This is a genomic window from Streptodolium elevatio (assembly GCF_053592165.1).
Genome location: NZ_JBSFVE010000020.1, coordinates 59,762 through 86,395 on the forward strand (window position 1 = coordinate 59,762; position 26,634 = coordinate 86,395).

At 71.5% G+C, this 26,634-nt stretch carries 25 protein-coding genes and 1 pseudogene; 16 read left to right on the forward strand and 10 right to left on the reverse strand.

Going from position 1 to position 26,634, the window contains the following annotated elements:
* The 5 genes from ACWD12_RS30575 to ACWD12_RS30595 all read left to right on the forward strand — a co-directional run.
* Positions 1–478, forward strand: a 478-nt coding sequence (locus ACWD12_RS30575; protein ID WP_450102258.1) for a DUF3000 family protein, incomplete at its 5' end; no start/stop codon positions are given.
* A 256-nt stretch (positions 479–734) separates the two neighbouring features.
* Complete coding sequence (locus ACWD12_RS30580) at positions 735–1,406, forward strand: LuxR C-terminal-related transcriptional regulator (RefSeq protein ID WP_450102259.1); 672 nt, start codon at positions 735–737, stop codon at positions 1,404–1,406.
* A gap of 241 nt (positions 1,407–1,647) precedes the next feature.
* Entirely contained in the window at positions 1,648–2,943 is a 1,296-nt protein-coding gene (locus ACWD12_RS30585) for an HRDC domain-containing protein (protein ID WP_450102260.1), read from the forward strand.
* An 807-nt stretch (positions 2,944–3,750) separates the two neighbouring features.
* Positions 3,751–4,953, forward strand: a complete 1,203-nt coding sequence (locus ACWD12_RS30590; protein ID WP_358362219.1) for a thiolase family protein — start codon at positions 3,751–3,753, stop codon at positions 4,951–4,953.
* Complete coding sequence (locus ACWD12_RS30595) at positions 4,950–7,064, forward strand: 3-hydroxyacyl-CoA dehydrogenase NAD-binding domain-containing protein (protein ID WP_450102261.1); 2,115 nt, start codon at positions 4,950–4,952, stop codon at positions 7,062–7,064. The genes ACWD12_RS30590 and ACWD12_RS30595 overlap by 4 nt, the downstream gene beginning before the upstream one ends.
* A gap of 108 nt (positions 7,065–7,172) precedes the next feature.
* Here ACWD12_RS30595 and ACWD12_RS30600 read toward each other — a convergent pair whose 3' ends face one another.
* Positions 7,173–8,393 (reverse strand): SWIM zinc finger family protein, encoded by a 1,221-nt coding sequence (locus ACWD12_RS30600; RefSeq protein ID WP_450102262.1) that lies wholly within the window; start codon positions 8,391–8,393, stop codon positions 7,173–7,175.
* Positions 8,394–8,507: 114 nt separating this feature from the next.
* On the opposite strand from ACWD12_RS30600, the gene ACWD12_RS30605 reads away from it, so the two are divergent.
* The 4 genes from ACWD12_RS30605 to ACWD12_RS30620 all read left to right on the forward strand — a co-directional run bounded on the left by ACWD12_RS30605 (position 8,508) and on the right by ACWD12_RS30620 (position 10,450).
* A complete protein-coding gene (locus ACWD12_RS30605; RefSeq protein WP_450102263.1) occupies positions 8,508–8,927 on the forward strand; it encodes a hypothetical protein in 420 nt (139 codons plus the stop codon).
* Between the two features lie 32 nt (positions 8,928–8,959).
* Complete coding sequence (locus ACWD12_RS30610) at positions 8,960–9,394, forward strand: nuclear transport factor 2 family protein (protein WP_450102264.1); 435 nt, start codon at positions 8,960–8,962, stop codon at positions 9,392–9,394.
* A gap of 139 nt (positions 9,395–9,533) precedes the next feature.
* On the forward strand, positions 9,534–10,112 hold the full coding sequence (locus ACWD12_RS30615; RefSeq protein ID WP_450102265.1) for a hypothetical protein: 579 nt from the start codon (positions 9,534–9,536) through the stop codon (positions 10,110–10,112).
* An 8-nt stretch (positions 10,113–10,120) separates the two neighbouring features.
* Complete coding sequence (locus ACWD12_RS30620) at positions 10,121–10,450, forward strand: hypothetical protein (RefSeq protein WP_450102266.1); 330 nt, start codon at positions 10,121–10,123, stop codon at positions 10,448–10,450.
* Between the two features lie 105 nt (positions 10,451–10,555).
* Here the strand turns inward: ACWD12_RS30620 and ACWD12_RS30625 are convergent, their stop codons facing one another.
* The 4 genes and pseudogenes from ACWD12_RS30625 to ACWD12_RS30640 all read right to left on the reverse strand — a co-directional run bounded on the left by ACWD12_RS30625 (position 10,556) and on the right by ACWD12_RS30640 (position 12,777).
* The gene (locus ACWD12_RS30625) at positions 10,556–10,894 is read right to left on the reverse strand and encodes a DNA/RNA helicase domain-containing protein (RefSeq protein WP_450102267.1); all 339 of its coding nucleotides are present in this window, start codon (positions 10,892–10,894) and stop codon (positions 10,556–10,558) included.
* A 58-nt stretch (positions 10,895–10,952) separates the two neighbouring features.
* Positions 10,953–11,369: pseudogene (locus tag ACWD12_RS30630) on the reverse strand (DNA/RNA helicase domain-containing protein); the annotation flags it as partial.
* 116 nt (positions 11,370–11,485) lie between these two features.
* A complete protein-coding gene (locus tag ACWD12_RS30635) occupies positions 11,486–12,256 on the reverse strand; it encodes a glucose 1-dehydrogenase (RefSeq protein WP_450102268.1) in 771 nt (256 codons plus the stop codon).
* Between the two features lie 59 nt (positions 12,257–12,315).
* A complete protein-coding gene (locus ACWD12_RS30640) occupies positions 12,316–12,777 on the reverse strand; it encodes a nuclear transport factor 2 family protein (RefSeq protein ID WP_358364111.1) in 462 nt (153 codons plus the stop codon).
* Between the two features lie 373 nt (positions 12,778–13,150).
* Between ACWD12_RS30640 and ACWD12_RS30645 the strand changes: the two genes are divergently transcribed.
* The 3 genes from ACWD12_RS30645 (at position 13,151) to ACWD12_RS30655 (ending at position 16,271) form a co-directional block, all read left to right on the forward strand.
* Complete coding sequence (locus tag ACWD12_RS30645) at positions 13,151–13,942, forward strand: SDR family NAD(P)-dependent oxidoreductase (protein WP_358364112.1); 792 nt, start codon at positions 13,151–13,153, stop codon at positions 13,940–13,942.
* A 240-nt stretch (positions 13,943–14,182) separates the two neighbouring features.
* Positions 14,183–15,304, forward strand: a complete 1,122-nt coding sequence (locus ACWD12_RS30650) for an LLM class flavin-dependent oxidoreductase (protein WP_450102269.1) — start codon at positions 14,183–14,185, stop codon at positions 15,302–15,304.
* A gap of 175 nt (positions 15,305–15,479) precedes the next feature.
* Positions 15,480–16,271, forward strand: a complete 792-nt coding sequence (locus ACWD12_RS30655; protein WP_450102270.1) for a hypothetical protein — start codon at positions 15,480–15,482, stop codon at positions 16,269–16,271.
* 77 nt (positions 16,272–16,348) lie between these two features.
* Here ACWD12_RS30655 and ACWD12_RS30660 read toward each other — a convergent pair whose 3' ends face one another.
* Both ACWD12_RS30660 and ACWD12_RS30665 read right to left on the reverse strand, forming a co-directional pair.
* Positions 16,349–18,946 carry an FtsX-like permease family protein gene (locus ACWD12_RS30660; protein ID WP_450102271.1) on the reverse strand — a complete coding sequence of 866 codons (2,598 nt, stop codon included), beginning with the start codon at positions 18,944–18,946 and terminating at the stop codon, positions 16,349–16,351.
* 26 nt (positions 18,947–18,972) lie between these two features.
* Positions 18,973–19,737: an ABC transporter ATP-binding protein gene (locus tag ACWD12_RS30665; RefSeq protein WP_450102272.1), complete on the reverse strand. Its 765-nt coding sequence runs from the start codon at positions 19,735–19,737 to the stop codon at positions 18,973–18,975.
* Between the two features lie 157 nt (positions 19,738–19,894).
* Here ACWD12_RS30665 and ACWD12_RS30670 point away from each other — a divergent pair, with 157 nt between their 5' ends.
* Positions 19,895–20,539 (forward strand): response regulator transcription factor, encoded by a 645-nt coding sequence (locus ACWD12_RS30670; protein WP_450102273.1) that lies wholly within the window; start codon positions 19,895–19,897, stop codon positions 20,537–20,539.
* On the opposite strand, the gene ACWD12_RS30675 is transcribed toward ACWD12_RS30670, so the two are convergent.
* Positions 20,477–21,778 carry a sensor histidine kinase gene (locus ACWD12_RS30675; RefSeq protein WP_450102274.1) on the reverse strand — a complete coding sequence of 434 codons (1,302 nt, stop codon included), beginning with the start codon at positions 21,776–21,778 and terminating at the stop codon, positions 20,477–20,479. The genes ACWD12_RS30670 and ACWD12_RS30675 overlap by 63 nt on opposite strands.
* A gap of 243 nt (positions 21,779–22,021) precedes the next feature.
* On the opposite strand from ACWD12_RS30675, the gene ACWD12_RS30680 reads away from it, so the two are divergent.
* Entirely contained in the window at positions 22,022–22,399 is a 378-nt protein-coding gene (locus ACWD12_RS30680) for a nuclear transport factor 2 family protein (RefSeq protein ID WP_450102275.1), read from the forward strand.
* 79 nt (positions 22,400–22,478) lie between these two features.
* The gene (locus ACWD12_RS30685) at positions 22,479–22,826 is read left to right on the forward strand and encodes a DUF1330 domain-containing protein (protein ID WP_450102276.1); all 348 of its coding nucleotides are present in this window, start codon (positions 22,479–22,481) and stop codon (positions 22,824–22,826) included.
* 82 nt (positions 22,827–22,908) lie between these two features.
* On the opposite strand, the gene ACWD12_RS30690 is transcribed toward ACWD12_RS30685, so the two are convergent.
* Positions 22,909–23,733 carry an SDR family oxidoreductase gene (locus ACWD12_RS30690; protein WP_450102277.1) on the reverse strand — a complete coding sequence of 275 codons (825 nt, stop codon included), beginning with the start codon at positions 23,731–23,733 and terminating at the stop codon, positions 22,909–22,911.
* A 127-nt stretch (positions 23,734–23,860) separates the two neighbouring features.
* Between ACWD12_RS30690 and ACWD12_RS30695 the strand changes: the two genes are divergently transcribed.
* Positions 23,861–24,808: an AraC family transcriptional regulator gene (locus ACWD12_RS30695; RefSeq protein ID WP_450102278.1), complete on the forward strand. Its 948-nt coding sequence runs from the start codon at positions 23,861–23,863 to the stop codon at positions 24,806–24,808.
* A 112-nt stretch (positions 24,809–24,920) separates the two neighbouring features.
* Here the strand turns inward: ACWD12_RS30695 and ACWD12_RS30700 are convergent, their stop codons facing one another.
* On the reverse strand, positions 24,921–26,453 hold the full coding sequence (locus tag ACWD12_RS30700) for an amino acid permease (RefSeq protein ID WP_450102279.1): 1,533 nt from the start codon (positions 26,451–26,453) through the stop codon (positions 24,921–24,923).
* Positions 26,454–26,634 lie beyond the last annotated feature (181 nt).

The window sequence follows — 26,634 nt, forward strand, 5'->3', positions numbered from 1 at the left end:
CTTCCCCCACCCCCCGCTTCTCCTTTCTGTGGTCGTCGCCGCGGCGTGGGGCGGGGGCGGTCTCGGGCGCCTGCACGATCCGCCCGGCCACGAGGCGTGGGAGGGCACGTTCCGGTTCGTGACGCTCTCGCGCGCCGAGTTGGAACCGGAGATGGCGACCGACCCGCTGCTGCCCGAAGTGGGCTGGACATGGCTGACCGAGGCACTGCATCTGCACGGCGCGCAGTACGTCGCGCCGAGCGGCACGGTCAGCCGTGCGACTTCGCAGGGGTTCGGCGGCCTCGAGGGCCAGATCGCCCGGACCGAGATCGAGATCCGGGCGTCGTGGACGCCGGTCGGCGACGACCTGGCAGCGCACATGCAGGCGTGGCTGGATCTGCTGTGCACGTGTGCGGGCCTCCCGCCACTGCCGCCCACGGGTTCGGACGGCGAGGGCGTGGTGCCGATGCCGTCCCGATCCGCACTGCGTGACCGCTGAGCAGGGCGTACGGTTCGCGGCCCAGATCACGGCACGGGCGTCACCCGTACGTGCGTCGCGTGTGTCTCCCGCGTGGGCACGGCGAATTCCAGCCATCAGGCAGCTGTGGGGCACCCACGTACAAAGCGTTCGATAACGGATGTGGATCTTCCGCTAAAGGCGGGGCTCCGATCTGCCGAAGGACACAGTGACCACCCCGATGGAGCAAGCACCGAGAGGCTTCGTCGGGAATCGCGATCACTGCGCAGGAGGCCCGGTGTCGGTACTTCTCGATCACCCCGCAAACCTGCTCGCCTACCGTTCGTCCAAGCCCACGGCGATGGTCGTCGTCGCGGACCCCCGGGTCCGCGACGCCGTCATCCGCCATCTGTGGGCCCTCGGGGTGCGTGACGTCGTCGGGACGTCCACCATCGCCGAGGCTCGATCCCGTGCCGGCACGCCTCGCGATCTGTGCATCGCCGACGTGCATCTGCCCGACGGTTCCGGCCTGGCCCTGCTCACTGAGATGCGGGCCTGTGGCTGGCCGAACGGTCTGGCGCTTTCCGCCGCCGATGACATCGGTGCCGTCCGCTCCGCGCTTGCCGCGGGTGTTCGGGGCTATGTCGTGACCGGCGCGCGGGCGGGATTGACTCCTGGACACGCACGACAGGCGAGCATGACGGGCATGGCGGGCATGTCCGCAGCCCAACGACTCCGCCCCGACCACAACGGAACCGACCCCACTTCGGGCTGCCGCGAGCTGTCCGCCCGTGAGATCGAGGTGCTTCGCCTCGTCGCGGAGGGGCGTTCCAACAAGGCGATCGGCCAGGCGATGGGCCTGTCCGCGCTGACCGTGAAGAGCCACCTGGCGCGTATCGCGCGCAAGATGGGCACAGGCGACCGGGCCGGCATGGTGGCCCTGGCGCTGCGCGCGGGCATCATCAGCTAGCGCCGCGACCGGGAGGGTTCACCGGTATTTGCGGACCCTCCCGGCCACAGCACTGGCGTCCGCGCCTCTCCCCCCGGCCGCGTTCCGCGGCCGAATCCGGCATCGGCCGTTCGACACGGCCGGACCGATCCGGGAATTTCCGATGCCGGGGTACCTCCGTACCGGTGCAAACCGGGCACTCAACCCGGCTCCCCGGCAGGCAGCGTCATCGCCTGCCGGGGTTTCGGCGTATTTTGTAAAGGTGACCGACGCTTTCGACTGCACAGTTTCCGAACAGCCGGCGCCGGTCCCTTTGCTGGCACCCCGCGAGGGCGTCCCGCCGGTCGTGGCGGATCCCGACTCCCTCGCCGGGACGGTCGCAGCCTTCGCCTCGGGCGACGGTCCCGTGGCCGTGGACGCCGAACGGGCGTCGGGCTACCGGTACGGCCAGCGCGCCTACCTGATCCAGCTGCGTCGCGCGGGAGCCGGCACAGCACTGATCGACCCGATCGCCTGTCCCGACCTGTCCGAGCTGGGGGCCGCCCTCGCCGACACCGAGTGGGTTCTGCACGCCGCCTCGCAGGATCTCCCCTGCCTCGCCGAGGTCGGCATGGCGCCCGCGCGGATCTTCGACACCGAGCTGGCCGGGCGCCTCGCGGCGTACCCGCGCGTCGGCCTGGGCGCGATGGTCGAGACGGTCCTCGGGTTCTCGCTGGAGAAGGGCCATTCCGCCGTCGACTGGTCCACGCGCCCGCTGCCCGAGCCCTGGCTGCGCTACGCCGCCCTCGACGTCGAGGTGCTGGTCGAGCTGCGCGACCGTCTCGAAGAGGTGCTGGAGGAGCAGGGCAAGCTCTCCTGGGCACTGGAGGAGTTCGCGGCGATCGCCGCCGCGCCGCCCTCCACCCCGCGCGTCGACCCGTGGCGCCGCACCTCCGGCCTGCACCGGGTACGGCGGCGCCGCCAGCTCGCGATCGTGCGCGAGCTGTGGGAGGCGCGCGACCGGATCGCCCGGGCCAAGGACGTGTCGCCCGGCCGCGTCATCCCGGACACCGCGATCGTCGAAGCGGCACTCGCGGGCCCCGCGTCCATGTCCGCGCTGATGGCCCTGCCGGGCTTCACCGGCCGCGACAGCCGCCGCCAGTCCGCGGCGTGGCTCGCCGCCATCGAGGCCGGCCGCGCCGTCCCCGACGAACAACTGCCGCCTTCCACGCTGCCGCACGAGGGCCCGCCGCCGGCCCGGGCATGGGGCGACAAGGATCCGGCCGCCGCGGAGCGCCTCACCGCTGCCAAGACCGCGGTGGCGGCCATCGCCGACGAGCACGGACTGCCGACCGAGAACCTCCTCGCCCCGGACTCGGTACGCCGGCTCTCGTGGGCGCCCCCGTCCGTCCCGTCCTCGGACGCGATCGCCGAGGTACTCCGCGCGCAGGGCGCCCGCGAGTGGCAGATCCGCCTCACCGCCCCCGCTCTGTCCGGCGCGTACCTCCGCATCGCCGCCCACGGCCCGAACGCCAACGGGCCCGCCCCCAACGGCCCCACCCCTAACGGCACCGCCTGACGGCACCTCTCGCGGCAGCGCACAGCCGACGCCGGCGGCGCTGCCCCTGTGTCCGGACGCGGCGCTCGCGGCATCACCGGGCAGCGTCTCGACGGAGGGGAACACACCGCGGCGCGACGACATCGACTCCCGACCGCGCGTCTGCGCCTGCGTGCGCTTGCGTGCGCCTGCGCGACATCTGACCGCGCGACCGGCCGCGCACACCGACCGCCCGCACCGGCCGACCGGACCAAAGCCCGGGGGTCACGCGACCCGTCCCGCTCTCCGTCGCCTCGCCCGGCCGCGGGGACTGACGCCCCGGATCACGCGGCCCCTCTCCCCGGTCCAGTTCCCCCCGCCGCCTCGACCGGCCGCCGCGGCGCCGCCTCACACGTCGACCGCGCGAGCCCGGAAGAGGAATCCCGCCGCGTAGCTCTCCTCCCGGCCCGCGCGCCACCGCGTCGTCCGCGCCCCACCCACAGCGCCCCACCCACGGCGCCCAAACCACGGCGCTTGGGCGCTTTCCCAAGATTTGACGAACCCCCAAGCTGCGCCTGAGGCTTCCGCGTTGACGCCGGACAATCCGGGTGCTTTGGTGAGCCTTCCTAATTCCCCTCGCTCGTCCGTGCTCCGCTTGGGCAACGCCCGCCGATCGCATGGCATGCGGACCGCGTCCCGCCACCGTTACGCCCGGCCACCCACCGATCACCGGCGCGCCTCAGGCGGTGCGCACGACGCGCGCCGTACGGTCGGTAACACCCCCCTAGGCGTTTTGGTTACTCGTGAGTAGCATGGGTGCGTAACCCTTCCACGAGGAGTGCTGCCACTGTGTCTCGTCACCCCCGGGACGTCGTCTTCGTCGACGGTGTCCGAACCCCCTTCGGCAAAGCCGGCCCCAAGGGCATCTACCACGAGACCCGCGCCGACGACCTGGTCATCGCCTGCATCCGCGAGCTGCTGCGCCGCAACCCGCAGCTGCCCGGCGACAAGGTGGACGAGGTGGCCATCGCGGCCACGACGCAGATCGGCGACCAGGGTCTGACCATCGGCCGCACCACGGCCCTCCTGTCCGGGCTCCCCAAGTCGGTGCCCGGCTACTCGGTCGACCGCATGTGCGCGGGCGCCATGACCGCCGTGACCAACGTCGCGGGCGGCATCGCCCTCGGCGCGCTGGACATCGCGATCGCGGGCGGCGTCGAGCACATGGGCCGCCACCCGATGGGCGAGGGCGCCGACCCGAACCCGCGGATCATCGCCGAGAAGCTGGTCGACCCGTCCGCCCTCGTCATGGGCTCCACGGCGGAGAACATCCACGACCGCTACCCGCAGCTGACCAAGCAGCGTGCCGACGCGTTCGCGGTGGGCAGCCAGGAGAAGGCCGCCAAGGCGTACGCCGACGGCAAGATCCAGCCCGACCTGGTCCCCGTCGCGACCCGCTCGCAGGAGAAGGGCTACGGCCTCGCCACCGAGGACGAACCGCCGCGCCCGGGCACCACGATGGACGACCTGGCGGCCCTCAAGACCCCGTTCCGCGTGCGCGGCCGGGTCACCGCGGGCAACGCGGCCGGCCTCAACGACGGCGCCACCGCCGCGATCATCGCGTCCGAGGAGACCGCGCGCGAACTCGGCCTGCCGGTCAAGATGCGCCTCGTGCAGTACGCGTTCGCGGGCGTCGAGCCGGAGGTCATGGGCATCGGCCCGGTCCCGGCCACCGAGAAGGCCCTGGAGCGCGCCGGTCTGACGATCGACGACATCGGGCTGTTCGAACTGAACGAGGCGTTCGCCGTCCAGGTGCTGTCGTTCCTCGACCACTACGGCATCGCGGACGACGACCCGCGCGTCAACAAGTACGGCGGCGCGATCGCGTTCGGCCACCCCCTCGCCTCGTCGGGCGTGCGTCTGATGACGCAGCTCGCGCGCCAGTTCGAGGAGCACCCCGAGGTCCGCTACGGCCTGACCTCGATGTGCATCGGACTCGGCATGGGCGGAACGGTCATCTGGGAGAACCCCCACTGGGAGGGCGACAAGTGACGGACCTCAAGCAGCTCGCCCAGGAGATCTTCCCGGACGAACTCGTCAGCCACTTCCCCGTCCGGGTCCTCGACCTGCCGTACGGCGCGGGCAAGTTCGCACTGATCACGATGGACAACGGTTTCGACCACACGAAGCCGACCACGTTCGGCCCGGCGGGTCTCGCCGAGCTGGGCGCGGCCCTCGACCAGGTCGAGGAACTGGCCGCGGCCGGCACCGTCGTGGCCGCCGGTGTCACCGGCAAGCCGTTCATCTTCGCGGTCGGCGCCGACCTCAAGGGCGTCGGCGTGATCCGCGAGCGCGACCAGGCCCTCGCCATCGGCCGCGCCGGCCACGACGCGTTCCGCCGCCTGCGCAACCTCCCCGTCCCCACCTTCGCGTTCTACAACGGCGCGGCGATGGGCGGCGGTGTCGAGATCGGCCTCGCGTGCACGTACCGGACGATCTCGTCCGCCGTGCCCGCGCTCTCGCTCCCCGAGTGCTTCCTCGGCCTCGTGCCCGGGTGGGGCGGCTGCACGCTGCTGCCGAACCTGGTCGGGCCGGAAAAGGCGATCTCGGTCGTCATCGAGAACGCGCTGAACCAGAACAAGCAGCTCAACGGCAAGAAGGCGTTCGACCTCGGCATCGCGGACGTGCTGCTCGACCCGGCGGACTTCCTCGCCGAGTCGCTGCGCTGGACGGCCCGCGTGGTCAAGGGCGAAATCGTGGTGGAGCGCGCCGACTTCGACCGCGGTGCGGGCTGGGACGCGGCGGTCGCCGCGGGCCGGGCGCTCGCCGACTCCAAGGTGCACGGCGCCTCCCCCGCGCCGTACCGCGCGCTCGACATCATCGACGCCTCGCGCTCCGGCGACGTCGACGCCGGCTTCGCCCTCGAGGACGAGGCCCTCGCGGACCTCATCATGGGCGACGAACTGCGCGCCGGGCTCTACTCGTTCGACCTGATCCAGAAGCGCGCCAAGCGTCCGGCCGGGGCCCCCGACCGCGCGCTCGCGCGGCCGGTCACCAAGGTCGGCGTGGTCGGCGCGGGCCTGATGGCCTCGCAGCTCGCCCTCCTGTTCGCGCGCCGCCTCGGCGTACCGGTCGTGCTGACCGACATCGACCAGGAGCGCGTGGACAAGGGCGTGGCGTACGTCCACGACGAGCTCGACAAGCAGCTCCTGCGCGGCCGCCTCAGCCAGGACTCGGCCAACCGCTACAAGGCCCTGGTCTCCGGCTCGCTCTCCAAGGACGCCTTCGCGGACGCCGACTTCGTCATCGAGGCCGTCTTCGAGGAGATGTCGGTCAAGCAGCAGGTGTTCGCCGAGGTCGAGGCCGTCGTCTCGGCCGAGTGCATCCTCGCGACCAACACCTCGTCCCTCTCGATCACCGAGATGGCGTCGAAGCTCGCGCACCCCGAGCGGGTCGTCGGCTTCCACTTCTTCAACCCGGTCGCCGTGCTTCCGCTCCTGGAGGTCGTGCGGGCCGAGCAGACCGACGACGCCTCCCTCGCCACCGCGTTCGGCGTCGCCAAGCAGCTGAAGAAGACCGCCGTACTGGTCAAGGACGCCCCGGCCTTCGTGGTCAACCGCATCCTGACCCGCTTCCTGGGCGAGGTCCTCGCCTCGGTCGACGAGGGCACCCCGATCGAGGTCGCCGACAAGGCCCTCGAACCGCTCGGTCTGCCCATGTCGCCGATGGTGCTCCTCGAACTCGTCGGCCCGGCGATCGCGGCGCACGTCTCCGGCACGCTCCACACCGCGTTCCCCGACCGCTTCGGCGTGTCGCCGAACCTGGAGCGGGTCGTCAAGGCCGGCAAGCGCTCCTTCATGACCTGGACCGCCTCCGGCACCCAGGAGGTCGACCCCGAGGTCGCCGCGTTGTTGGAGGTGGGCACCACCCCGCTCACCGCCGAGCAGGTCCGCGACCGCGCCCTCGCCGCCCTCGCCCAGGAGATCCGTCTCATGCTGGACGAAGGCGTCGTCCAGGCCGCGCAGGACATCGACCTGTGCATGATCACCGGCGCGGGCTGGCCGTTCCACCTGGGCGGCATCACCCCGTACCTGGACCGCACCGGCGTCTCCGAGAAGACCACCGGCAGGCGCTTCCTCGACCCGGGCGTCGCCTCGGTCTGACGTACGGCCCGGGCGCACGTACCCGGGTCCCGAGTACCGGGGTGGCTCCTCCCCCGTAGCCACCCCACCCCGGTGCGGCGCCCCCGAAAAGGGACGCCGCACCGGGCTTCACATGCCGTGTGTGTCCAACAGCCGCAGCAACTTGCGCTTTCTCCGCTGCTGGGTGCGCAATTCACGGACGTAGTCCGCGAAGTCTCCGGATGTGCCGAGAACTTCGTGGCAGGCGCGGGCCTTGTCGAGCAGCCTGACTATCGCTTCGTACGCGGCGTCGCCCGTGAGCACCTTGTACGTGTCGACGAGCCGTACATACGCCGCCACTGCGTCGGCCGGGTCGGCATGCCCTGCCGCCATCGGCTCGATGCCGCCCTCGGCGCACAGCACGAGCAGTGCCCCCAGCAAGTCCTGCTCCGCCCACCCGCCCGGGTTCCGGCGCAACGCCTCCACGGCGAGATCGTGGACGGCGGCCAAGCCGGACGGGCCGAGCACGGCGCAGTAGTCCCTGAGTCGGACCGCGTCGGACGCGTAGTCCCCCAGCATGTGGCCGACCAACCACTCGGCGGTCTCGGTCGGATCCGGTGCCGCGGCCTCGCAGGCGCGCAGATGCAGGTCGAGCAGGTCGGCGATCAACTCCCCAAGGGCCCCCGACGAGTCGTCGGCGTGTTCGTACAGTGCCTCGACGCGGCTGACGGCTTCCCTCGCCAGGTCGACGGCATCGACCGCGCGCCCACGGGCGACCAGGTCGGACAGCACCGGCACCGCCCCACGTGCTTGGTCCGCGAACGCATGGACGTCCGCGTACTCCATGTACCCGTAGCGCGTGAACGGAGTGGGGTCGAGCATCCTGGCCATCTCGCGGCGCAACGAGCCCGAGTCCCCCTCGGTGGCGATTGCACGCAGCTCCAGCCGCTTCCGAAGTCCCGGGTCGATGGCGGCCTGTTCCCTCACCAGGGCGAGGAGTTCCCGAGGGGAGAGCGCCTCAAGCCAGGCGTCGACGCTGCCGTCGCGGGTCCGCTGCATGCCCATGTGCTCGATCAGGCCGCCGTCGGCCAGGACTGTCAGGCCGACGGCCACGCAGTGCTTGCAGAAGTTGCCCTCCGCCCCGTACGGGCAACTACACCGCCCCACCAGCGCACCGCGGGACGCGACCGACAACCACACACGGTACGGCGCCCCGCCGTGCACGACGGCCCGAACCGTCGCCCGGTCCGCGCCCGGTTCGACCGTCAGCCCGGACACCGCGTCCAGGTATCCCGCCCCCCGCTCGAAGGAACGGTCTCCGGCCGACTCCCGCAATTCGTCCTCGGTGAAATCCCGTTGCCATGCGCGCACGGTCCCAGTGAACCTCAACTCGGCCGACCAGGTCCTCTTGATACGTGTTCCTCCGCTGCAATGGTCGGGTCTCGCGTCATGATGGACGACGCATCCATAAAGGGGGACGCCTCGATGAGCAGAGACTTCAGGACGAACGTCCGCTACGCCGGCGCCGGGTGGGGAGCGGCGCGGGTGGCGCTCGGCGTCGTCGCCATCGCCGCGCCGCCGGTCGCCTCGCGGCCTTGGGTGGGCCGCGACGTGGATACGCCGGGCGGCACCGTCTTCGCCAAGGCGCTGGGGGTACGCGACATCGCGCTCGGCGGCGGGACCGCCCTGGCGGCGCTCACCGGCCGCGGCTTCGCCGCCTGGGCCCTCGCCTCCGCGGCCGCCGACATCGGCGACACCCTCGTGACCCGCCACCACTGGCCCGACCTGCCGCGTACGCGCGTCGTGGTCGCCGCCCTCGCGAGCGCCTCCGCAGTCGCGGGCGTCGTGCTCACCGCCGCCGATGCCGTCGCCTCCCGGCGTACCCCCACCCCCGATCCCCATTGATAGTTGCGCCGTCCCGGGTTAGACCGGACTGCGTGACCAAGGATCTTGCCGCGGCAGCCCGCGAAGCCGTACTCGCCCACGTCCGCCACTGGAACAACCAGGACAAAGACTCCTGGCTGAAAATCCTCGCCGACGACGTCCGCTACGAGGACCCGCCCGGCACCGTCGCCGGCATCGGCCGCGACGTGATGTCCGTCCAGGCCTGGGACAAGTCCTTCACCCCCGACAAGACCTGGATCCTCGAACCGCTCCTCGTCATCGCCTGCGGCCGCGAGGCCCAGGTCCACATGCGCAACCACGGCTCCGTCGCGGGCAAGCCCGCGTGGGTCGACAGCATCGAACTGTGGCGCGTCAACGACGAGGGCCTCGTCGACTCCGTACGCGCCTTCTGGGAGCCCCCGGCCGAAATCCGCTCCCACCTCGGCCTCTCCACCTGGGAGGGCGCGACCGCGCTCGACGACAAATAGCCCTTGGTCCCGGGCGGGGGACGAGACCGTGACAGTGGTCCTGTCCCCCGTGATGTCCACCATGCGGAGCAAATGCGGTTTCGCCGAGGACATCACGAGGTAGGCGGCTCTCGTCCCCGCTTCGACAGGATTGACAGCCGTGGCCTCCGTCCTTCGTTTTCGCGGCCGACTGGTCTTCGTGACCCTGGCGTCGGTACTCGCAATCCTGCTGCAACTCGCCCCGGCGACCGCGGTGGCCGCCCGGCCGCCGAACCCGTTTGCGTCGCCGGGCAGTGCGCTGTCGCTCACAATCGGCGAAAGTACCTTCCACGCCGGTCGAGCCCCTGCGGACACGTGGGCCGGCTGTGGTGTATCGGACGACAAGCACAAGCTTGTGCGCACGTTCTCCAAGTCCGGCGGGCCGGGGGGCCCATCGGCGTATCTCAGGTGTGGCAGCGAAAACTGGGGCTACCGGCACATCAAGGCGCGCCACATTCAGGACTGGGAGAATCTGGCGGCCATGGCCGGAGACAATTGGCGTGCGTTCGCCGACTGGGCGATGGAACAGATCCTGAAGGTTCCCGGCTCAGTCGACTACAGGGACAGCAACGACACGTGGTCGTTCTCCGCACCGATCCAGATCAAGAGGGCCGACGGCTCCGTGGTTGCCACCTACCACCCCTTGGTATCAGTCGCGAACGACTCGAAGAACATCATCACCGCCTACCCACGGCACTGAGGGGTCCGATGGACGACGTGGAGATGTACGCCGAGCTCGTCCGGCGAATGAATCTCGACGGTTCTGTGGCGGACGCTTTGCCGGACAACCAAGGCATCGTGATCCGCCGCTGGGGTACGGACGATCTGGCGAATCCCTTGATCCTCGCGGTCGACCCTGAATCGCTCGGCGAACGTCGACGTGCGACCGCGGCGGACGCCGCGGAGCTGTTCCCGAGCAAGGAGCCGTCCATCGCGGCACTGCAGCTCCTTCTCGTGCACATCCAGGAGGCCGTCGACACACGGTCAGCCGACGCACAACGCTTGGTACTGACGTCCAACGGGGTCGCTGCCCTCTGACGGCTCTGGCACACGCGATCCGACGCCGCTTCCGGACACGGCGCGGAGCGTTGAAGTCGTCGTCCGGGGGCACGAAACGGCATCACCCGTTCCCTCTGTGAGGGATCAGGGGCATGCACCGGTTGCCGGCGAGCGCAAGAGGTCCTGGGTCTCCGCGTCGGTCGAGTAGAGGACTGTCCCAGCCATACCGCGGGTCAGCAAGACGCGATACGTGTTCTTGATCAGCTCGACGAACCGATGCGGGGGCGCCTGGGCGACAACATGATCGTGGCTCCCGGAACGATCGCCGACCCAGCTTCCGTTCCGCCACACCAAGTCCGGACCGAAGATCACGCCGTTCCAGTCGTATTCGAATCCTTGGGCGGTGTAGACGCACCCGATCTGGCCGAAGCCCGCCGGGTCCGTGGCCCACAAGGATGACGGTGGTACGCCCGGCACATCCATCGCTGCGGGCGTTCCACGGGCGCCTCCCGGAGCCGATGCGTACGTCGTCGATCAGGCGACCGTTTGACGTGGTCGTACTCCATGGCCAACAGAACCCGGCGGTCATCCTCGCGGTTTGGCCCTCGTGGAGTCGTTCCGCCAAGAACCCCTCCATGTCGGCGGGGCTCGTCGCCACCCGAACATGGAAACTTCCGTCGGCCGGCCATCGTGCGGGTCCACCAGGTCCCCTGCCGAGCAGAGACGCTACCCACTGGTCGAACGCGGCGCTGCCACCGCACCTGTACTGCGCGTCCAGCGCCAAGTACTGCAAGCGGCTGGACTCACAACGGCACCAACGTCTATCACAACTGAGCGACAGGCGGTCACGCTCGGCGTCACCGCAGTCGCTTTCGGCCGAGCGAGCCGCGGCGTCGTGCCATCTGTCCTCGTGGCACGCGGCGGTGGCGGGCTGCGAGCAGCTCAGCGAGTCGATCACTTGCCGTCAAGGAACATCACACGCGGAGCGGGGCAAAGCTGCATTCGCCGCCGGGCAAGGCGACTCCGGCCCTCGGCGTTTTTGTGGCCGGCCGCGGCAGGGTGCATGTGTAGGCGTCACGCCCAGTTGGGGCCGACGGTCATGCCGCCGTCTATGAGGAATTCGGCGCCGGTGGAGTAGGAGGAGTCGTCGGAGGTGAGGAAGAGGGCCAGTTTGGCTACTTCTTCGGGTTGGCCGACGCGGCCGAGGGGGAGGGCGGCGTAGATGTCGGCGGAGGAGGTGTCGTCGGCGACCAGGCCTTCGACGTTTTCGGGGCGGACCATGGGGGTGTCGATGCCGCCGGGGTGGATGGAGTTGACGCGGATGCCTGCGCGGCCGAGTTCGAGGGCGGCGGCCTTGGTCATGCCGCGTACGGCGAACTTGGTGGCGGTGTAGCCGATCATGTTCGCGACGCCCTGGAGGCCGCTGGTGGAGGAGGTGTTGACGATGGTGCCGCCGCCGGCCGCGGTGAGGGCGGGGATGACGGCCTTCATGCCGAGGAACACGCCGACCTGGTTGACGCCGACGATGTGCATGTAGGCGTCGAGGGTGGTGTCGACGATGGGGCCGAACTGGAGGATGCCGGCGTTGTTGACGAGGCCGTCGAGTTTGCCGAAGGCGGTGGTGGCCTCGGCGACGGCGGCGTTCCAGTCTGATTCGCTGGTGACGTCGAGGTGGACGTAGCGGGCGGCGTCGCCGAGGGACTTGGCGACGGCGGTGCCCTGGTCGTCGAGGATGTCGCCGAGGACGACGGAGGCGCCTTCGGCGGCGAAGAGGCGGGCCTCGGCCTCGCCCTGGCCGCGGGCGGCTCCGGAGACGAGGATGACGCGGCCGTCGAGCTTTCCCATGAGGAATACGTCCTTCCGGTTGCTGGGCGGGGCGCAGTTGCGCCGGGGCGGGCGCGGGGTCAGCCGAGGGGGATCTTGAGGTGGTGGGTCAGATCGCCGTTGTGGGTGGTGACCATGTGGCGGGTGGCGAAGCGCCAGGCGCCGTCGGCGTCGCGGGTGAAGGTGTCCCGGTAGCGGCCGGTGATGATCGGCTGGAGGGGGAGGTCGGGCGTCGCCTGGAGGACGGTGAAGTAGGAGCGGGCGGAGGCGGTGCCGGCGTCCTCGTCGATGTCCAGGATGAGGTTCGTGGTGACGTGGTTGGTGTGCGGCGTGCCGTCGTCCTCGTAGCGGCGGGTCCACGTGTCGTACATCGCGAAGACGCCGTCGCGGCCGGTGACCCTGGTGTCGGTGCCCTCGGTGGTGATGACGGCGTCGGCGAGCAGGTCGGCGACGCGGTCGAAGTCGCCGGCGTCGATGGCCTCGGCGTACAAAGCGATGAGGTTCGGGACGGCGATGTGACCGGGCTGCTTCTCGGGTGACACGTGTGCTCCTCGTCCGTCGGTCGGCCGTGATCGGCGGCCGCCTGCACGGTACGGGCAGCCTCGCGCGGAATCCAGACACACACGCGGGCACGTGGAGGCTCCCCTCCGTCGCCGGCTCGCGGGACGCGGTGGGCGTGGCCGTACGCGCCCCACCAGTGCGCGACTTTTTCGCCGGGCGCCTGGGGACGTACGCCGTCCCGGGTGCCCCCGCGGCGTGTCCCTGCCGTCCGGAGCGAGGCAAATCGCTCCCGATGGCTCTTTAGTGACGCGCCGTCAGATGGCATGGTGAGCGGGTGCGCCGCCGCCTCGGGGCGGTCGGCGCCGCCACGCCGTGCCGGGGTGGCGAGGTCGCCAGAGAGTGTGAGGTTCTGCCGTGGTTCTTGATCCTTCCGTCGCGTTGCTGGCCGGAAAGACGGCCGTTGTCACCGGGGCCGCGCGTGGCATCGGCGCGGCCACGGCTGTAGCTTTTGCGCGCTTTGGTGCGGATGTTGCCATCTGTGACAAGGAAGATCAGAGCGAGACCGCCAAGGCGATCGAGGAGGCGGGGCGGAAGGCGGTCGTCGGCACGCTGGACGTGCGGCACACGGATGCCGTCACCGACTTCCTGGCCCGGGCCCACGCCGAACTCGGCCCGCTGGACATCCTGGTCAACAACGCGGGCGGTGGGTTCTGGTCACCGTTCCTGGACATCCGCGCCAAGGGCCAGCAGGCGCTGGTCGACGAGAACTTCACCACCGTCACAAACGTCGTACGCGCCGGCGTACCGCTCATGAACGACGGCGGCTCGATCGTCAACGTCACGAGCGTCGAGGCGCACCGGGCGGCGCCCGGATTCGCCGTGTACGCGGCCATGAAGGCCGCCGTCGAGCAGCTGACCAAGTCGCTGGCACTGGAGCTGTCGCCGCGCCGCATCCGAGTCAACTGCGTGGCGCCCGACGCGATCCCGACGCCCGGCGACGAAGGGCTCGCGGAGGCCGTAGGCGGCGTCGACTACGGCGAGAAGGTGCCGCTCGGCCTGGGCACCCCCGACGACTGTGCGGCGCCGATCGTGTTCCTCGCGAGCGCGATGTCCGGGTTCATGACGGGGACGACGCTGCACGTCGACGGCGGCACCGACGCCGCCTCCGGCTGGACGCGCCGCCCCGACGGCACCTGGACGCCCTAGCTGTATTGACCCACAGCCCTGGCCCTGGCCCGGCCCTAGCCGTAGCCCCAGCCCTGGCCGCCCCTCCCCGCTCCCGGCCCCCGCCCAAGGCCCGGCTCGGGAGCCCGCCCTCCGTCGAACAACGTGCCGGGGCGCGTGTGCGTCGCCGACACGCACGCGCCCCACCCCACCACCGGACCCACGCCAGGCCCCACCCGCCCCACGTGCAAGCCCCACCCATCCCACGTGCAAGGGAGCCCCATGGAATTCGGCATTTTCGTGCAGGGGTACAACCCGAAACACCGGCGCGAGGGCAACCCCGACGCCGAGCACGAGGCACTGATGAACGACATGGCGTACGCGATCGCCGCCGACAAGGCCGGCTTCAAGTACGTGTGGCTGAGCGAGCACCACTTCCTCGACGAGTACTCGCATCTCTCCGCGAACGACGTGATGTGCGGCTACCTGGCGCACGCCACCGAGCGCATCCACATCGGCTCGGGCATCTTCAACCCGCTGCCCCAGGTCAACCACCCCGCCAAGGTCGCCGAGCGGGTCGCCATGCTCGACCACCTCAGCGGCGGGCGCTTCGAGTTCGGCACCGGGCGGGGCGCGGGGAGCCACGAGATCCTGGGCTTCCTGCCGGGCATCGAGGACATGAACCGGACCAAGGAGATCTGGGAAGACGTCATCCGTGAGTTCCCCCGGATGTGGCTCCAGGACGAATACGAGGGCTACGAAGGGCGCTTCTGGTCGCTGCCGCCCCGCCGCATCCTGCCCAAGCCGTACGGCAAGGCCCATCCCGCCATGTGGTACGCCGCCGGGTCCCCGAGTTCGTACGCGATGGCCGCCAAGCTCGGCCTCGGCGTGCTCGGCTTCTCGATCGGCGACGTCGCGCAGGCCGAGAAGGCGGTCGCCGACTACAAGCGGCAGATCGGTGACGCCGAGCCGATCGGCGCGTTCGTCAACGACAACGTGATGGTGACGTCCACCGGCTTCGTGGCGGAGACGAAGGAGGAGGCGTACCGGGCCGCCGTCGACTCCCGTCTGATGTACCTGACCAGCAACGTCTTCCGGTACCACGACACGTTCCCGCACCCGGAGGGCATCCCGTACTGGCCCGAGACGATTCCCGATCTGACGTACGAGGCCGTGGAGTTCGCGGCGGACGCGGGCGCGATGATCGTCGGCGACCCCGACACCGCGATCAAGGCGGTCCGGCGGTACGAGGCGGCGGGCGTCGACCAGCTCACCCTGGGCCTCGGCGCCGACACGCCCGAGAACACGCTGCGCACCATCCGCCTGTTCGGCGAGCACATCATCCCCAAGATCGACAGGGCTCCCGTGCACCGTACGTCGCGGTTCCGTGACGCGGCGGCCTGACCTGTCGGCGTGACCGTACCGGCGTGACCGTGCCGACCTGACGCGCGGGCCTGACACGCCGGCCAGAGGTGCCGGCCAGAGGTGCCGACTGTGATCATCCGACAAGTCAGCAGGTACTGACACCGCATCAGATCTGACGTACTGTCAGCCAGGACTTTCGGCGAAAAGGAACACCATGGGCTTCAAGGAGTACCCGATCCGCGCGACCGGGATGCTGTTCACCGCGGTCGACCCGGAGCGCGGCCACGAGGTCGAGTACCACCGGTGGTACGAGCGCGACCACTTCTACGCCGGCTGCATGATCGGCCCCGGCATGCTGGCGGGCAAGCGGTGGGTCGCCACGCGCGAGCTGAAGGACCTGCGTTTCCCGGCGGAGAGCGACGTCGTCCCGGCCATCGACGCGGGCTCGTACCTGGCGATCTACTGGGTCAACGACGGCCAGTGGGACGAGTGGAACGCGTGGGCGGTCGAGCAGGTCAACTGGCTGTACTCGAACGACCGCGGCTTCCCCAACCGCACACACGCGCACACCGGCATGTACCTGCACAACCGCCGCTGGTACCGCGACGAGGACCCGGTGCCGCTGGAGCTCGCGCTCGACCACGGGTACCAGGGCCTCGTGTCGCTGGCCGTGCAGCGCGCCGAGGGTGTCTCGGCAAATGACCTGGAGGCGTGGTTCGACGCGAACCTGCCCGATTTCCTGAGCGGTTCGGCGGTCGAGTCGGTCGCGGCGTGGACCGCCGTGCCGCTGGCCGACGACGCGCCGGCCTTCGTGCCGCGCGACCCGAACGCCGCCACGCGCAGCCTCCAGCTCTACTTCCTCGGCGGCGACCCGCGCGACAGCTGGGACGGGTTCCGGGCCTGGGCGGAGCAGATCAACGCGTCCGGCATCGGCACGGTGACCTTCGCGGCACCGTGGATCCCGACGGTCCCGGGCCGCGACACCTACACCGACCAGCTCTGGTAGACCCCTCACCGGCGTGGATGCCGGACAGCGCCGGTACCGGTACGCACCGGTACCGGCGCCGGGGGTTCACCGCCTGATCAACGCAACGCGGCGAGCGGACGCGAGCGCAGCGTCAGCACCACCGGAAGCGCGCTCGCCAGCAGGCTGAGCCCCGCGGCTCCCCCGAGGATCGCCGCGTAGTCCCCCAGCGGCAGGTCCAGGGCGATGGTCCCGGTCAGCGCACCCCGTGCGCCGGCGAGGGTGACGCACGCGATGACCGTGCCCAGGATCGTGCCGATCCCCGCGGCGACCACCGTCTCCAGGAGCACCGTCGCGGCGACTTGGCGCCGAGTCGCCCCGGCGAGTCGGAGCAGGGCGAACTCACGGGCCCGGTCTGCGGTTCCGACGACGAGGGTGTTGGCGAGCGACAACGCGGTGAAGACGACGAGCACGCCCAGGACGAGATAGCTGCCGGTCGCGTTGCGCGCGAGCGTCGTCTCGGCGTCCGCGGCGAACTCGCCGCCGGTACGCACCCGAACGGTGCGGTTCGCCTCGGCGTACGCGGCCAACGCCGCGTCCAGTTCGGCCTGCCGCCCGGGTGCGGCGCGCACGAACACGGCGTCGTCGAGGTCGGCGGCGGTACGCCCGGCCAACGCCGGTGCGGCGAACACGAAGTCGGCGAAGCCGAGGGACCGGTCGAACACCGCCGCGACGGTCAGCCGCGCGGTGGTGCCGTCCCCCAGGGTCACCGTGACGCGGCTGCCGACGTGCCAGCCGTGTTCGCCGGAGTGCGTGCGGCTGACGGCGACAGTGCCGGGGTCGGCCAGGGCCGTGAGGGACCCGGAGCGTACGCCGAGGTCGAGCACCCGCTCGGCGGTGGCCGGGTCGACCGCTGCCGCGGGCAGGACGTCCGGCGTCCCCAGCACCCGGGAGATGACGGTGCCGTACCGGGTCGCCGACACCGCCTCCGCACCCGGCATGGCGCGCACCGCGCCGACCAGTTCGTGCGGGAGGCCCACGGACGCGTCGGCCGAGGTCAGCACCCGGTCCGCGACCGTGCGCTCGCGTGCCTGGCGTCCGGTGACGTCGCGCAGCACCGAGCCCACCAACACGACCTCGCCGGCCATCGCGACGCTGAGCAGGACCGCCGCCGAAGCCCCCGCCACCCGCCGGATCGCGGCTCGTGAGTTGAGGTGTGCCAGATGGCCGGTCGCTCCGCCGAGGAGCGCGACGAGCCCGCCGACCGGCGGTTCGAGCACGCGGGTCAGCGGAGCCGCGACGAGGAGCGCGGCGACCAGGAGAAGCAGCAGGACCAGCGTCTGGAAGGCGACGCCGACCTCGCCCCCGAGGTGCTGCGCGAGCACGAAGAGCGCGGTGGCGCCCGCGAACGCGAGGACTGCCGCCACCACTCGGGGCCAGGTGACCAGGCGGGCGGGGGCGTCCGCGTCGCGGAGCGCGTCGGCGGCCCGGACCCTGGTGGCGTACCGGGACGCGGCCAGCGATGCCGTGAGGGAAAGCAGGACGCCCGCCCCGGCACCGGCCGCGCACGCCCCGGGCCCCACGGTGACGACGAGTTCCGCGGGCACGCCGGCGCGCGTCACCAGCAGCTCGCGCAGCCCGCGGGCGAGCAGGACGCCGAGGAGGCAGCCGGGGGCGGCCGCGACGACCGCGATGAGCAGCGCCTCGGCGGACACCATGCGGCGGATCTGCCACCCGGTCGCGCCGACCACCCGCAGCAGCGCGAACTCGCGGGCCCGGTTGAGCAGGGCGAGCCCGAACGCGCCCGCGATCGCGAACACGGACAGGAACGCGCCCACTCCGCCCATCAGCCCGAAGACGAGCGTGGCGTCGGCGAGCGGTCGGCCGACCTCGGGAGCCCCGGCGCGGTTCTTCGCATCGCCGGTGAGCAGGCGGGCGTGGACCTGCGTGGCACCGCCGTCCGCGGCGGTGTCCGCGGACCTGGCGCTCACCCCGGTCCCGGGTTGGTCGAGGGCACGTCGGACACCGGCGGTCAGGGTCTCGGCCGACGTGCCCGGCCGCGCGAGGACGCCGATGTGCGCGACGCGTCCGGGGGTCCCGGCGAGCCGCGCGGCGACCGGGTCGGACACGAACAGCACCGAGCGCGACGGGAGTCCGCCTTCGGAAGTACCCGGGGTGTCGGGGGCGGCGATCCCGGCCACCCGGAACGCGGTCGTGCCCTCGCTCGTGACGACGCGGGTGGACGCCCCCGGTCGGAGGTCGAACGCGCGGGCCGTCGCCGCGTCGACGACGATCTCGTCGTCCGCCTCGGGTGGCCTCCCCGCGACGAGCCGGAACGGCGTCAGACCGGCGGCGGACCACGGGTGTCCGCTGAACGCGGCGACGTCGGGCGCGGAGCCGGCCGGCCGGTCCGCGATCCGGGCCGGGAACGGCGTGTCGGCCAGCACATCGCGCACGCCTTCGACGCCGCGCAGGTGCCCGACGAGTGCCGACGGCAGTCCGACCGGCCGGTCGAGCGGCAGCCGGGTCACGTTGCCGCCGTCGGTCGACTGGAATTCGTGGTCCGGTTCGACGAGCACGGCCGCCGCCCCGAACCGGTCGGCGGAGGGCGTCGCGGCCCGGCCGGCGAAGAGCAGCGCGAGCCACGCGGTGACGAGGGCGACGGTCACCGTGACGGCGGCCAGGGTGCCGCCGAGGGCGGTCTTCCGGCTCCGCACGGAGGTGAGGGCAAGGCGCAGCACGGTCAGCCGCCCATCCGCGTCATGCGCTCCGCGACCCGGTCCGCCCGGGGATCGTCCATCGTGTCGACGATCCGACCGTCCGCCAGGAACACGACGCGGTGCGCGTACGCGGCGGCGACCGGGTCGTGGGTGACCATCACCAAGGTCTGCGCCCACGCGTCGACGGCACGGCGCAGCAGGGCGAGGATCGCGCGGCCGGACGCCAGGTCGAGCGCCCCGGTCGGCTCGTCGGCGAACACGATCGCGGGCCGTACGACGAGTGCGCGGGCGATGGCGACCCTCTGCTGCTGGCCGCCGGAGAGCTCGGTCGGCCGGTGCCCGAGCCGCTCCCCCAGCCCCGTGCGGTCCACGACCTCGGCCAGCCAGGCGGGGTCGGGCCGACGGCCGGCCAGCCGCATCGGGAGTTCGATGTTCTGGCGGGCGGTCAGCGTCGGCAGCAGGTTGAACGCCTGGAACACGAAGCCGATCCGGTCGCGGCGCAGCCGGGCGAGGCGCGACTCGCCGAGCGAGCCGAGGTCGGTGTCGCCGATCAGCACCCGCCCGGCGGTGGGTCGGTCGAGACCCGCGGCGCACTGGAGCAGCGTCGACTTGCCGGAGCCCGAGGGGCCCATGACGGCGGTGAAGGAGCCGGCCGGAAGGTCGAGGCTGACACCGCGCAGCGCCTCGGTGGCGTGTCGGCCGCGTCCGTACGACTTCGCGACCCCGTCGAGGCTGATCGCCGGCCGGGTGGTGGGTCCGGTGTCGTGGCCTGCGGCCCGACTGCGCACAAGCGTCTCCGTTGGATGGACGGTTCGGGTGGGGGATGGCAGGAGGGCTGCCGCGGTCCAGCTTGGCCGGGTCGGTTCGCGCGGACTATCCGGCCGGCCCCCGGTTCGGTTAAGGGCGTACACCTAGGTTTGAAGTCACGACCTAAGATCACGGGGCGTGAGGGTGGTGATCGCCGAGGACGGCGCGTTGTTCCGCGACGGGCTGGCCCGGTTGCTCGCCGAGCACGGAACGCAGGTGGTGGGGACGGCCGCTGACGGTCCGTCACTGCTGGACCTGGTGGCGGCGACGGTGCCGGACGTGGCGATCGTCGACGTACGCATGCCGCCGGAGCAGCGCAGCGAGGGCGTCGAGGCCGCGTTGCGCATACGGCGCGACCACCCGGCGACCGGGGTGATGTTGCTGTCGAACCACATCGAGACGCACCACACGCTGCGGCTGTTGGCCGACGACGCGTACGGTGTGGGCTACCTGCTCAAGGACCGTGTCGCGGACGCCGGCGAACTGCTGGGGGCGCTGCGACGGGTCGCGGACGGCGGATGCGTCGTGGATCCCCTGGTTTTCGCCCGACTTCTGCGTCGGCGGAACAGGGACGCGGCACTGGCGGCGTTGTCGGCACGTGAGCGCGACGTGCTGGGCCTGATGGCCGAGGGCCTGTCGAACGGTGCGGTGGCGCGGCGTCTGGGGTTGCGCACGAAGACCGTCGAGGTGCATGTGCGCAGCATCTTCGCCCGCTTGGGGCTAACGGAGTCCCCCGACGACCACCGCCGGGTGCTGGCCGTTCTGGCATATCTCGCGAGGTAGTTCGACGAGGACCGTGGTCCCCGCCCCGAGGGGGCTGGCGACGCAGAGCCGGGCACCGAGCGCGTCGGCGCGGTCCGCGAGCGCCGACGCCGACCCGAGCACGGCGCCGCCGACGCCGTCGTCCGTCACGTCGACGGACAGCGTGCGATCGGTGGCGGTGAGGGTGACGGTCACTTGTCGGGCGTTCGCGTGCTTGGCGCTGTTGGCCAGCGCCTCGGCGACGGCGAAGTACAGTCCGCGTTCCACCGGTTCGGGCAGCTGCGCCGGCCAGGTGGGGTCGGTGGTGATGCGAAGCGGCACGGGCGACCGTTCGGCGAGCGCCTCCAGAGCCGCCACGAGGCCCGCCTCGGCCAGGACCGCCGGGTACGCGCCGTGCGCGATCTGGCGCAGTTCGGCGAGGGTGAGCAGGACGTCCTCGCGCGCCTGACGCCAGGCCGCGTCGGTGCGTTCGCCCGCGAGGAGGAGCAGCAGGGACGCGAGCCGCTGCTGGGCCCCGTCGTGCAGGTCGCGCTCGATGCGCCGACGGGTGTCGTCGCGGGCGGCGACGAGGCCTGCGGCCAGGGCCTGTTGGCGCTCCCTCAGCCGGGCGATCCGCGCGTTGACGTGGCCCGCGAACAAGGTGGCCGGCCACGCGACGAGCACGACGAACAGGGCCGCGGCCAACGCGTCGGACGCGGCGGGCCGGGACGAACCCGGCCAGAACAGCGCGACCTGCCGGATGCCGAGCACCAGCACGAGCAGGGCGCCGATCCAGCCGAGAAGCGAGCGGTCCCGCCCGGTCAGGAAGAGGACCAGCAGCACCAGCGTATACGCGGCGACCACGAACGCGGCAGGGCGCGACGCGACGCCGGCCAGCCAGCCGAGCACGGCGGCGGTCTCGACGAGGTAGATCCCGGCGACCACCGCGCGCGGCAGGCGACCATGTGTGGTGAGCGCCAGTTGCGCGAGTGCGGCCAGGGTGAGTGCCCCGGCGATGTTGCCGACCACGTACGCCGCCGGGTGGTCCAGGGCCTGCACGCCGGCGAGCAGCACGCCGAGCCCGGCCGCGACCGCCGGAAGACGCCCGAGCAGCAGTCCGACGCCGACCAGCGCCCACCCGGCGAGCAGCCCGGCGAGCAGCAGGAACGTCCGGCCGGCCAGCGAGAGCGCGGTGTCGTCGCCGAACTCCCCGACGACCGGCGGAACGGACAGCAGTGCCGCGGCAATCGGCACCAGGCGGCGGAGCACTGTCGGCGGCATGCCGCCAGCGTAGGGGCGTCTCCGGCGCGGCGCCTCCGACGGCAACGCCGTGTCAGGGCGTCATGCGGCTCGATTACCGGCGGTACTTGCCTCAAGTACCGATGCGCGACTGATTCCGCGCCTCTCGTCCGTCCGTAACTTCTTGACCTGCGGAAAGCACGAAGCGGACCGCGGCGGAACCGGACCGCACCCGGACCGGAACCGCGCAGCGAACCTCCGGGTTCACCACGAAGGGACGACGCCATGACCATCGCCATCGACTACACCGCGATCGCCGAGAACTACATCGCCGCCTGGAACGAGACGGACCCGGCCAAGCGCCGCGCGCGTGTGGAGGCCGTGTACGCGGCGGACGCCACGTACACCGACCCCCTGGCCTCCGTCGCCGGGCACGACGGCGTCGACGGGATCATCGGGGCGGTCCAGGGCCAGTTCCCCGGGCTGGTCTTCACACTCGGCGGGCCCGTGGACGGTCACCACGACATCGCCCGGTTCCAGTGGCACCTGGGCCCCGAGGGCGGCGAGGCGGCGGTCGTCGGGTTCGACGTCGTGGTCCTCGACGCGACCGGACGGATCAAGGCCGTGCACGGCTTCCTCGACAAGGTCCCCGCCGGTCTGTGACGCGCGGCGACGCCCGCGGCTCACCCCGAACCCGGATCCGCATCCGACAGACAGCCCTGCCCACCGAGGAGAACCAGCCGTGCCTGCCTACGTGATCGCCAACCTGCAAGACGCCGCGCCGCACATGGACATCGCCGAGTACATCGAGAGGCTCCCCGGCACGATGGAGCCGTTCGGCGGGCGCTACCTCGTGCACGTCGCCGAGCACGAAGTGAAGGAAGGCAGTTGGGCGGGCAGCGTCGTCATGCTCGGCTTCCCGGGCATCGACGAGGCACGGGCCTGGTACGACTCCCCCGCGTACCAGGAGATCGCACCGCTGCGGGCACGGCACATCAAGGGCGACATCATCATGATCGAGGGTGTGCCCGACGGCTACACCCCGACCGCGGCCGTGAACGCGATACGCAAGGCCGCGGGCGCCGCCTGAGGCCGCCTGCGCCGACCGAGCACAGCCCGCCCCGCCCGCGCCGCCCTCCCTGACGTCCTGCCCGCCCGCGGCCCACCACCCGTCACCCGCCCCGGGTGACCTCGACGTCCTCCGCCAGCCACGCGGCGAACGAGCGGGGCTCCCGCCCCAACACCTCGCGTACGTCGCCCGTTTCGCCTTCCGCCCGCCCCTCGCGGATCACCCGGAACAGGCCGATGAACATCTCGTGGTGCTCCTCGGGCAGTCCGGCGGCGAGCAGGTCCGTCGCGTAGTCCTCCTCGCTCACCGCGCGGAACCGGAGTTCGCGGCCGGTCGCCCCGCCGACGAGGGCGACCGCCTCGGCGAACGTGAGGCTCTGCGGCCCGGTCAGCTCGTACACCTTCCCCGCGTGCCCCGGCGCGGTCAGCGCCTCGGCGGCCACCTCTCCGATGTCGCGGGCGTCGATGAACGGCTCGCGCCCCTCACCCGTCGGCAGCCGCAGCTCACCTGCCGCCAGCGACTCGGTGAACATGGGGAGTTCGGTGAAGTTCTGGTGGAACCAGGCGGGCCGAAGCATCGTCCACTCCGCCCCGGACTCGCGCACGGCCGCCTCGCTGGCCCCCTTCAGCGCCACGTGGATGTCGTCGCGGCTGCGCGCCGACAGCAGGACCTGGCGTACGACGCCCGCTTCGACCGCGAGCCTGCTGAACTCGCCCAGCGGTACCGGCCCGTCGTCCGGTTCCACGATGTAGACCGCGCCGACGCCCGACAACGCCTCCTTCCAGGTGTCGCGGTCGTGCCAGTCGAAACGCGGCGACGTGGAACGCGAGACCGCACGCACCGGGTGCCCCCGGCGGACCAGGGCGTCGACGACGTGGCGGCCGGTCTTGCCGGTACCGCCCAGGACGAGAATCGGTGTTGTGTTCATGCGTCCAGCCAACCCTGCCGAGCCTGGACGGAAAATGCTCGCGGATCCACGGGTGATGTGCGAGCGTCCAGATCCGCGACTTCGCCGTGGGCTCCCGTCCATCACGCTCTCTGCCTATGCTGGGCCGATGGACGCCCTCGCCACTCTGCTCTACGACTCGCGCGCACACGGGGCGATGTTCTGCCGTTCCCTGCTGGACTCTCCGTGGGCGGTCCGCTTCGCCAACGACGCCCCGCTCACGCTGCTCACCATGCCGAGCGGCGCCGGCTGGGTGCTGCCCGAGGACGGCGACCCGGTACGCCTCGACACCGGCGCGGCGGCGATCGTCCGCGGACCCGCGCCGTTCACCGTGGCCTGCTCACCCGACGCCGCCCCGCGCGTGGTCGTCCTGGCCGAGGACCAGTGCACCGACGAACTCGGCCGCGACCTCACCGAGTCCAGCCGCATCGGCCATCGCACCTGGGGCGACCGGCCGGACGCGGAGTCGGTGCTCCTGACCGCCGGCTACCAGCTCCGCGAGGACATCAGCACGCACCTGCTCGCGACACTGCCGCAGGTGGTCGTCGTGCCGGCGGATCTCGCCGACTGCCCCCTGATGCTCATGCTCCTCGACGAGGTCGCCGTCGACCGCGCCGGCCAGCAGGTCTTCCTCGACCGGCTGCTCGACCTCCTGCTCGTGTCCACGCTGCGCACCTGGTTCGACGGCCTGGGCGCGGACGCTCCCGCGTGGTACCGCGCGCTCGGCGACCCGGTGATCGCCCACGCGCTGCGGCTCGTGCACGACGACCCGGCGTACGCCTGGACCGTCGGCGAACTGGCGTCGCGTACGGGCGTGTCGCGTGCCGGGTTCGCCCAGCGGTTCACCCGCGTCGTCGGCGAGACGCCGATGGCGTACGTCACCGGCTGGCGCGTGTCGCTCGCCGCCGACCTGCTGCGCCGTACCGACGACACCGTGGCCGCCATCGCACGGCGCGTCGGCTACAGCGACGGCTATGCGCTGAGCGCGGCCTTCACGCGCCTGCGCGGCACCCGGCCGGGTGAGTTCCGCCGCCAGGCCGCCGCGGCCCCCGTATAGGCACGGCAGGCCCGGCAGGTGGGCGGCAGGCCCGGCAAGTGGGCGGCAGGCCCGGCAAGTGGTCGGTAGAGCCGTCCGCGGTAGGGCTGCGGCGGTCAGGTCGGCTCGGCCGTCAGCGGCCGTCGGCGCCCGTCCGCGGAGGCCCGGGGACGCCTGAGCCGGCGGCCGATGCCGCCTTGCCCAGGCGGCTGTTGCGGCGGCTGTAGAGGAAGTAGATGACGAACCCGGCCGCCATCCAGACCAGGAAGCGCCACCAGGTCTCGACCGGCAGGTTGATCATCAGCCACAGGCAGGCCAGCACCGACACGATCGGCAGCACCGGCACCCACGGCGTACGGAAGGCCCGCGGCAGGTCGGGGCGCGTGCGGCGCAGCACGATGACGCCGATCGAGACCACCACGAACGCGAACAGCGTGCCGATGTTGACCAGTTCGGCGAGCTCCTTGAGCGGGATCACACCCGCGACCACCGCGACGACGACGCCGAGCGCGATCGTGGAGCGGTACGGCGTGCGGTACACCGGATGCGTCTCGCTGAAGAACTTCGGGATCAGGCCGTCGCGGCTCATCGCGAAGAACACCCGGCTCTGGCCGAGCAGCATGATCATGGTCACCGACATGAGGCCCGCGACCGCGCCGACGTTGATCACCCAGGCCCACCCGCCGTGCCCGACCGCTTTGAAGGCGTCCGAGAGCGGTGCGTCGATGGACAGTTCGGTGTAGTTCTGCATCCCGGTCACGACGATCGACACGGCGACGTACAGGACCGTGCAGATGCCCAGCGAGCCGAGGATGCCGATCGGCAGGTCGCGCTGCGGCCGCTTGGTCTCCTCGGCGGCGCTCGCGACGATGTCGAAGCCGATGTACGCGAAGAAGACCGTCGCCGCGCCGAAGAAGATGCCCATGACGCCGAACGTGGTCGGCTCGAAGCCGCTCATCCACTCGATGAGCGGCTGTTTGAGCCCGTCGTCGGGACCGGTCTGCGGCTGCTTCTCGGGGATGAACGGCGAGTAGTTGTCGGCCTTGACGAAGAACAGCCCCGCGAAGATCACCACGAGCACCACGGTCACCTTGACGGCCACGATCATCGCGGTGAAGCGGGACGACAGCTTGACGCCGAAGACCAGGATCACGGTCAGGAGCAGCACCAGCAGCGACGCCGGGAGGTTGAAGCCCCAGTCGTCGTCGGTGCCGCCGTTGATCGCGTTGGGCAGCGTGACGTCGGCGGAATCCAGCATCGACTGCACGTAGCCCGACCAGCCGACCGCCACCACCGCGGCGCCGAGGGCGAGTTCGAGGATCAGGTCCCACCCGATGATCCACGCGGGCAGCTCGCCGATCGAGGTGTACGCGAACGTGTACGCCGATCCGGCCACCGGGACCGTGGACGAGAACTCCGCGTAGCACAGCGCCGCCAGCGCGCACACGAAGCCGCTGACGACGAAGGAGATGGCGACCGCGGGGCCCGCGGTGTCGCGCGCGACGGTGCCGGTCAGCACGAAAATGCCGGTGCCGATGATGACGCCGACACCGAATACCGTCAGGTCCAGTGCGGAGAGGGCGCGCTTGAGCCCGTGTTCGGGATCCTCCGTGTCACGGATCGACTGTTCGACCGTCTTGGTCCGGAATGGACTCGACGTAGCCATGGCCTGACCCCCGCTTCGCTCGGTGTCAGGTCATGAATAGCCGATTTGGACTAGAACACTGCTATATAGCAGTCGGGGGGGGGGGGGGGGGGGGGGGGGGGGGGGGGGGCGCGACCAACAGCAACAACCACACCCCCGTCCCCCCCCCACACGCCCGCGCCCCCGCCGGCGCGCCGGGGTC

Coding starts and splice junctions, on each gene's coding strand:
- ACWD12_RS30700 (WP_450102279.1), bottom strand. CDS start 26,453: ATGGCTACGTCGAGTCCATTCCGGACCAAGACGGTCGAACAGTCGATC.
- ACWD12_RS30695 (WP_450102278.1), top strand. CDS start 23,861: ATGGACGCCCTCGCCACTCTGCTCTACGACTCGCGCGCACACGGGGCG.
- ACWD12_RS30690 (WP_450102277.1), bottom strand. CDS start 23,733: ATGAACACAACACCGATTCTCGTCCTGGGCGGTACCGGCAAGACCGGC.
- ACWD12_RS30675 (WP_450102274.1), bottom strand. CDS start 21,778: ATGCCGCCGACAGTGCTCCGCCGCCTGGTGCCGATTGCCGCGGCACTG.
- ACWD12_RS30635 (WP_450102268.1), bottom strand. CDS start 12,256: ATGGGAAAGCTCGACGGCCGCGTCATCCTCGTCTCCGGAGCCGCCCGC.
- ACWD12_RS30605 (WP_450102263.1), top strand. CDS start 8,508: ATGAGCAGAGACTTCAGGACGAACGTCCGCTACGCCGGCGCCGGGTGG.
- ACWD12_RS30625 (WP_450102267.1), bottom strand. CDS start 10,894: ATGGATGTGCCGGGCGTACCACCGTCATCCTTGTGGGCCACGGACCCG.
- ACWD12_RS30620 (WP_450102266.1), top strand. CDS start 10,121: ATGGACGACGTGGAGATGTACGCCGAGCTCGTCCGGCGAATGAATCTC.
- ACWD12_RS30680 (WP_450102275.1), top strand. CDS start 22,022: ATGACCATCGCCATCGACTACACCGCGATCGCCGAGAACTACATCGCC.
- ACWD12_RS30650 (WP_450102269.1), top strand. CDS start 14,183: ATGGAATTCGGCATTTTCGTGCAGGGGTACAACCCGAAACACCGGCGC.
- ACWD12_RS30655 (WP_450102270.1), top strand. CDS start 15,480: ATGGGCTTCAAGGAGTACCCGATCCGCGCGACCGGGATGCTGTTCACC.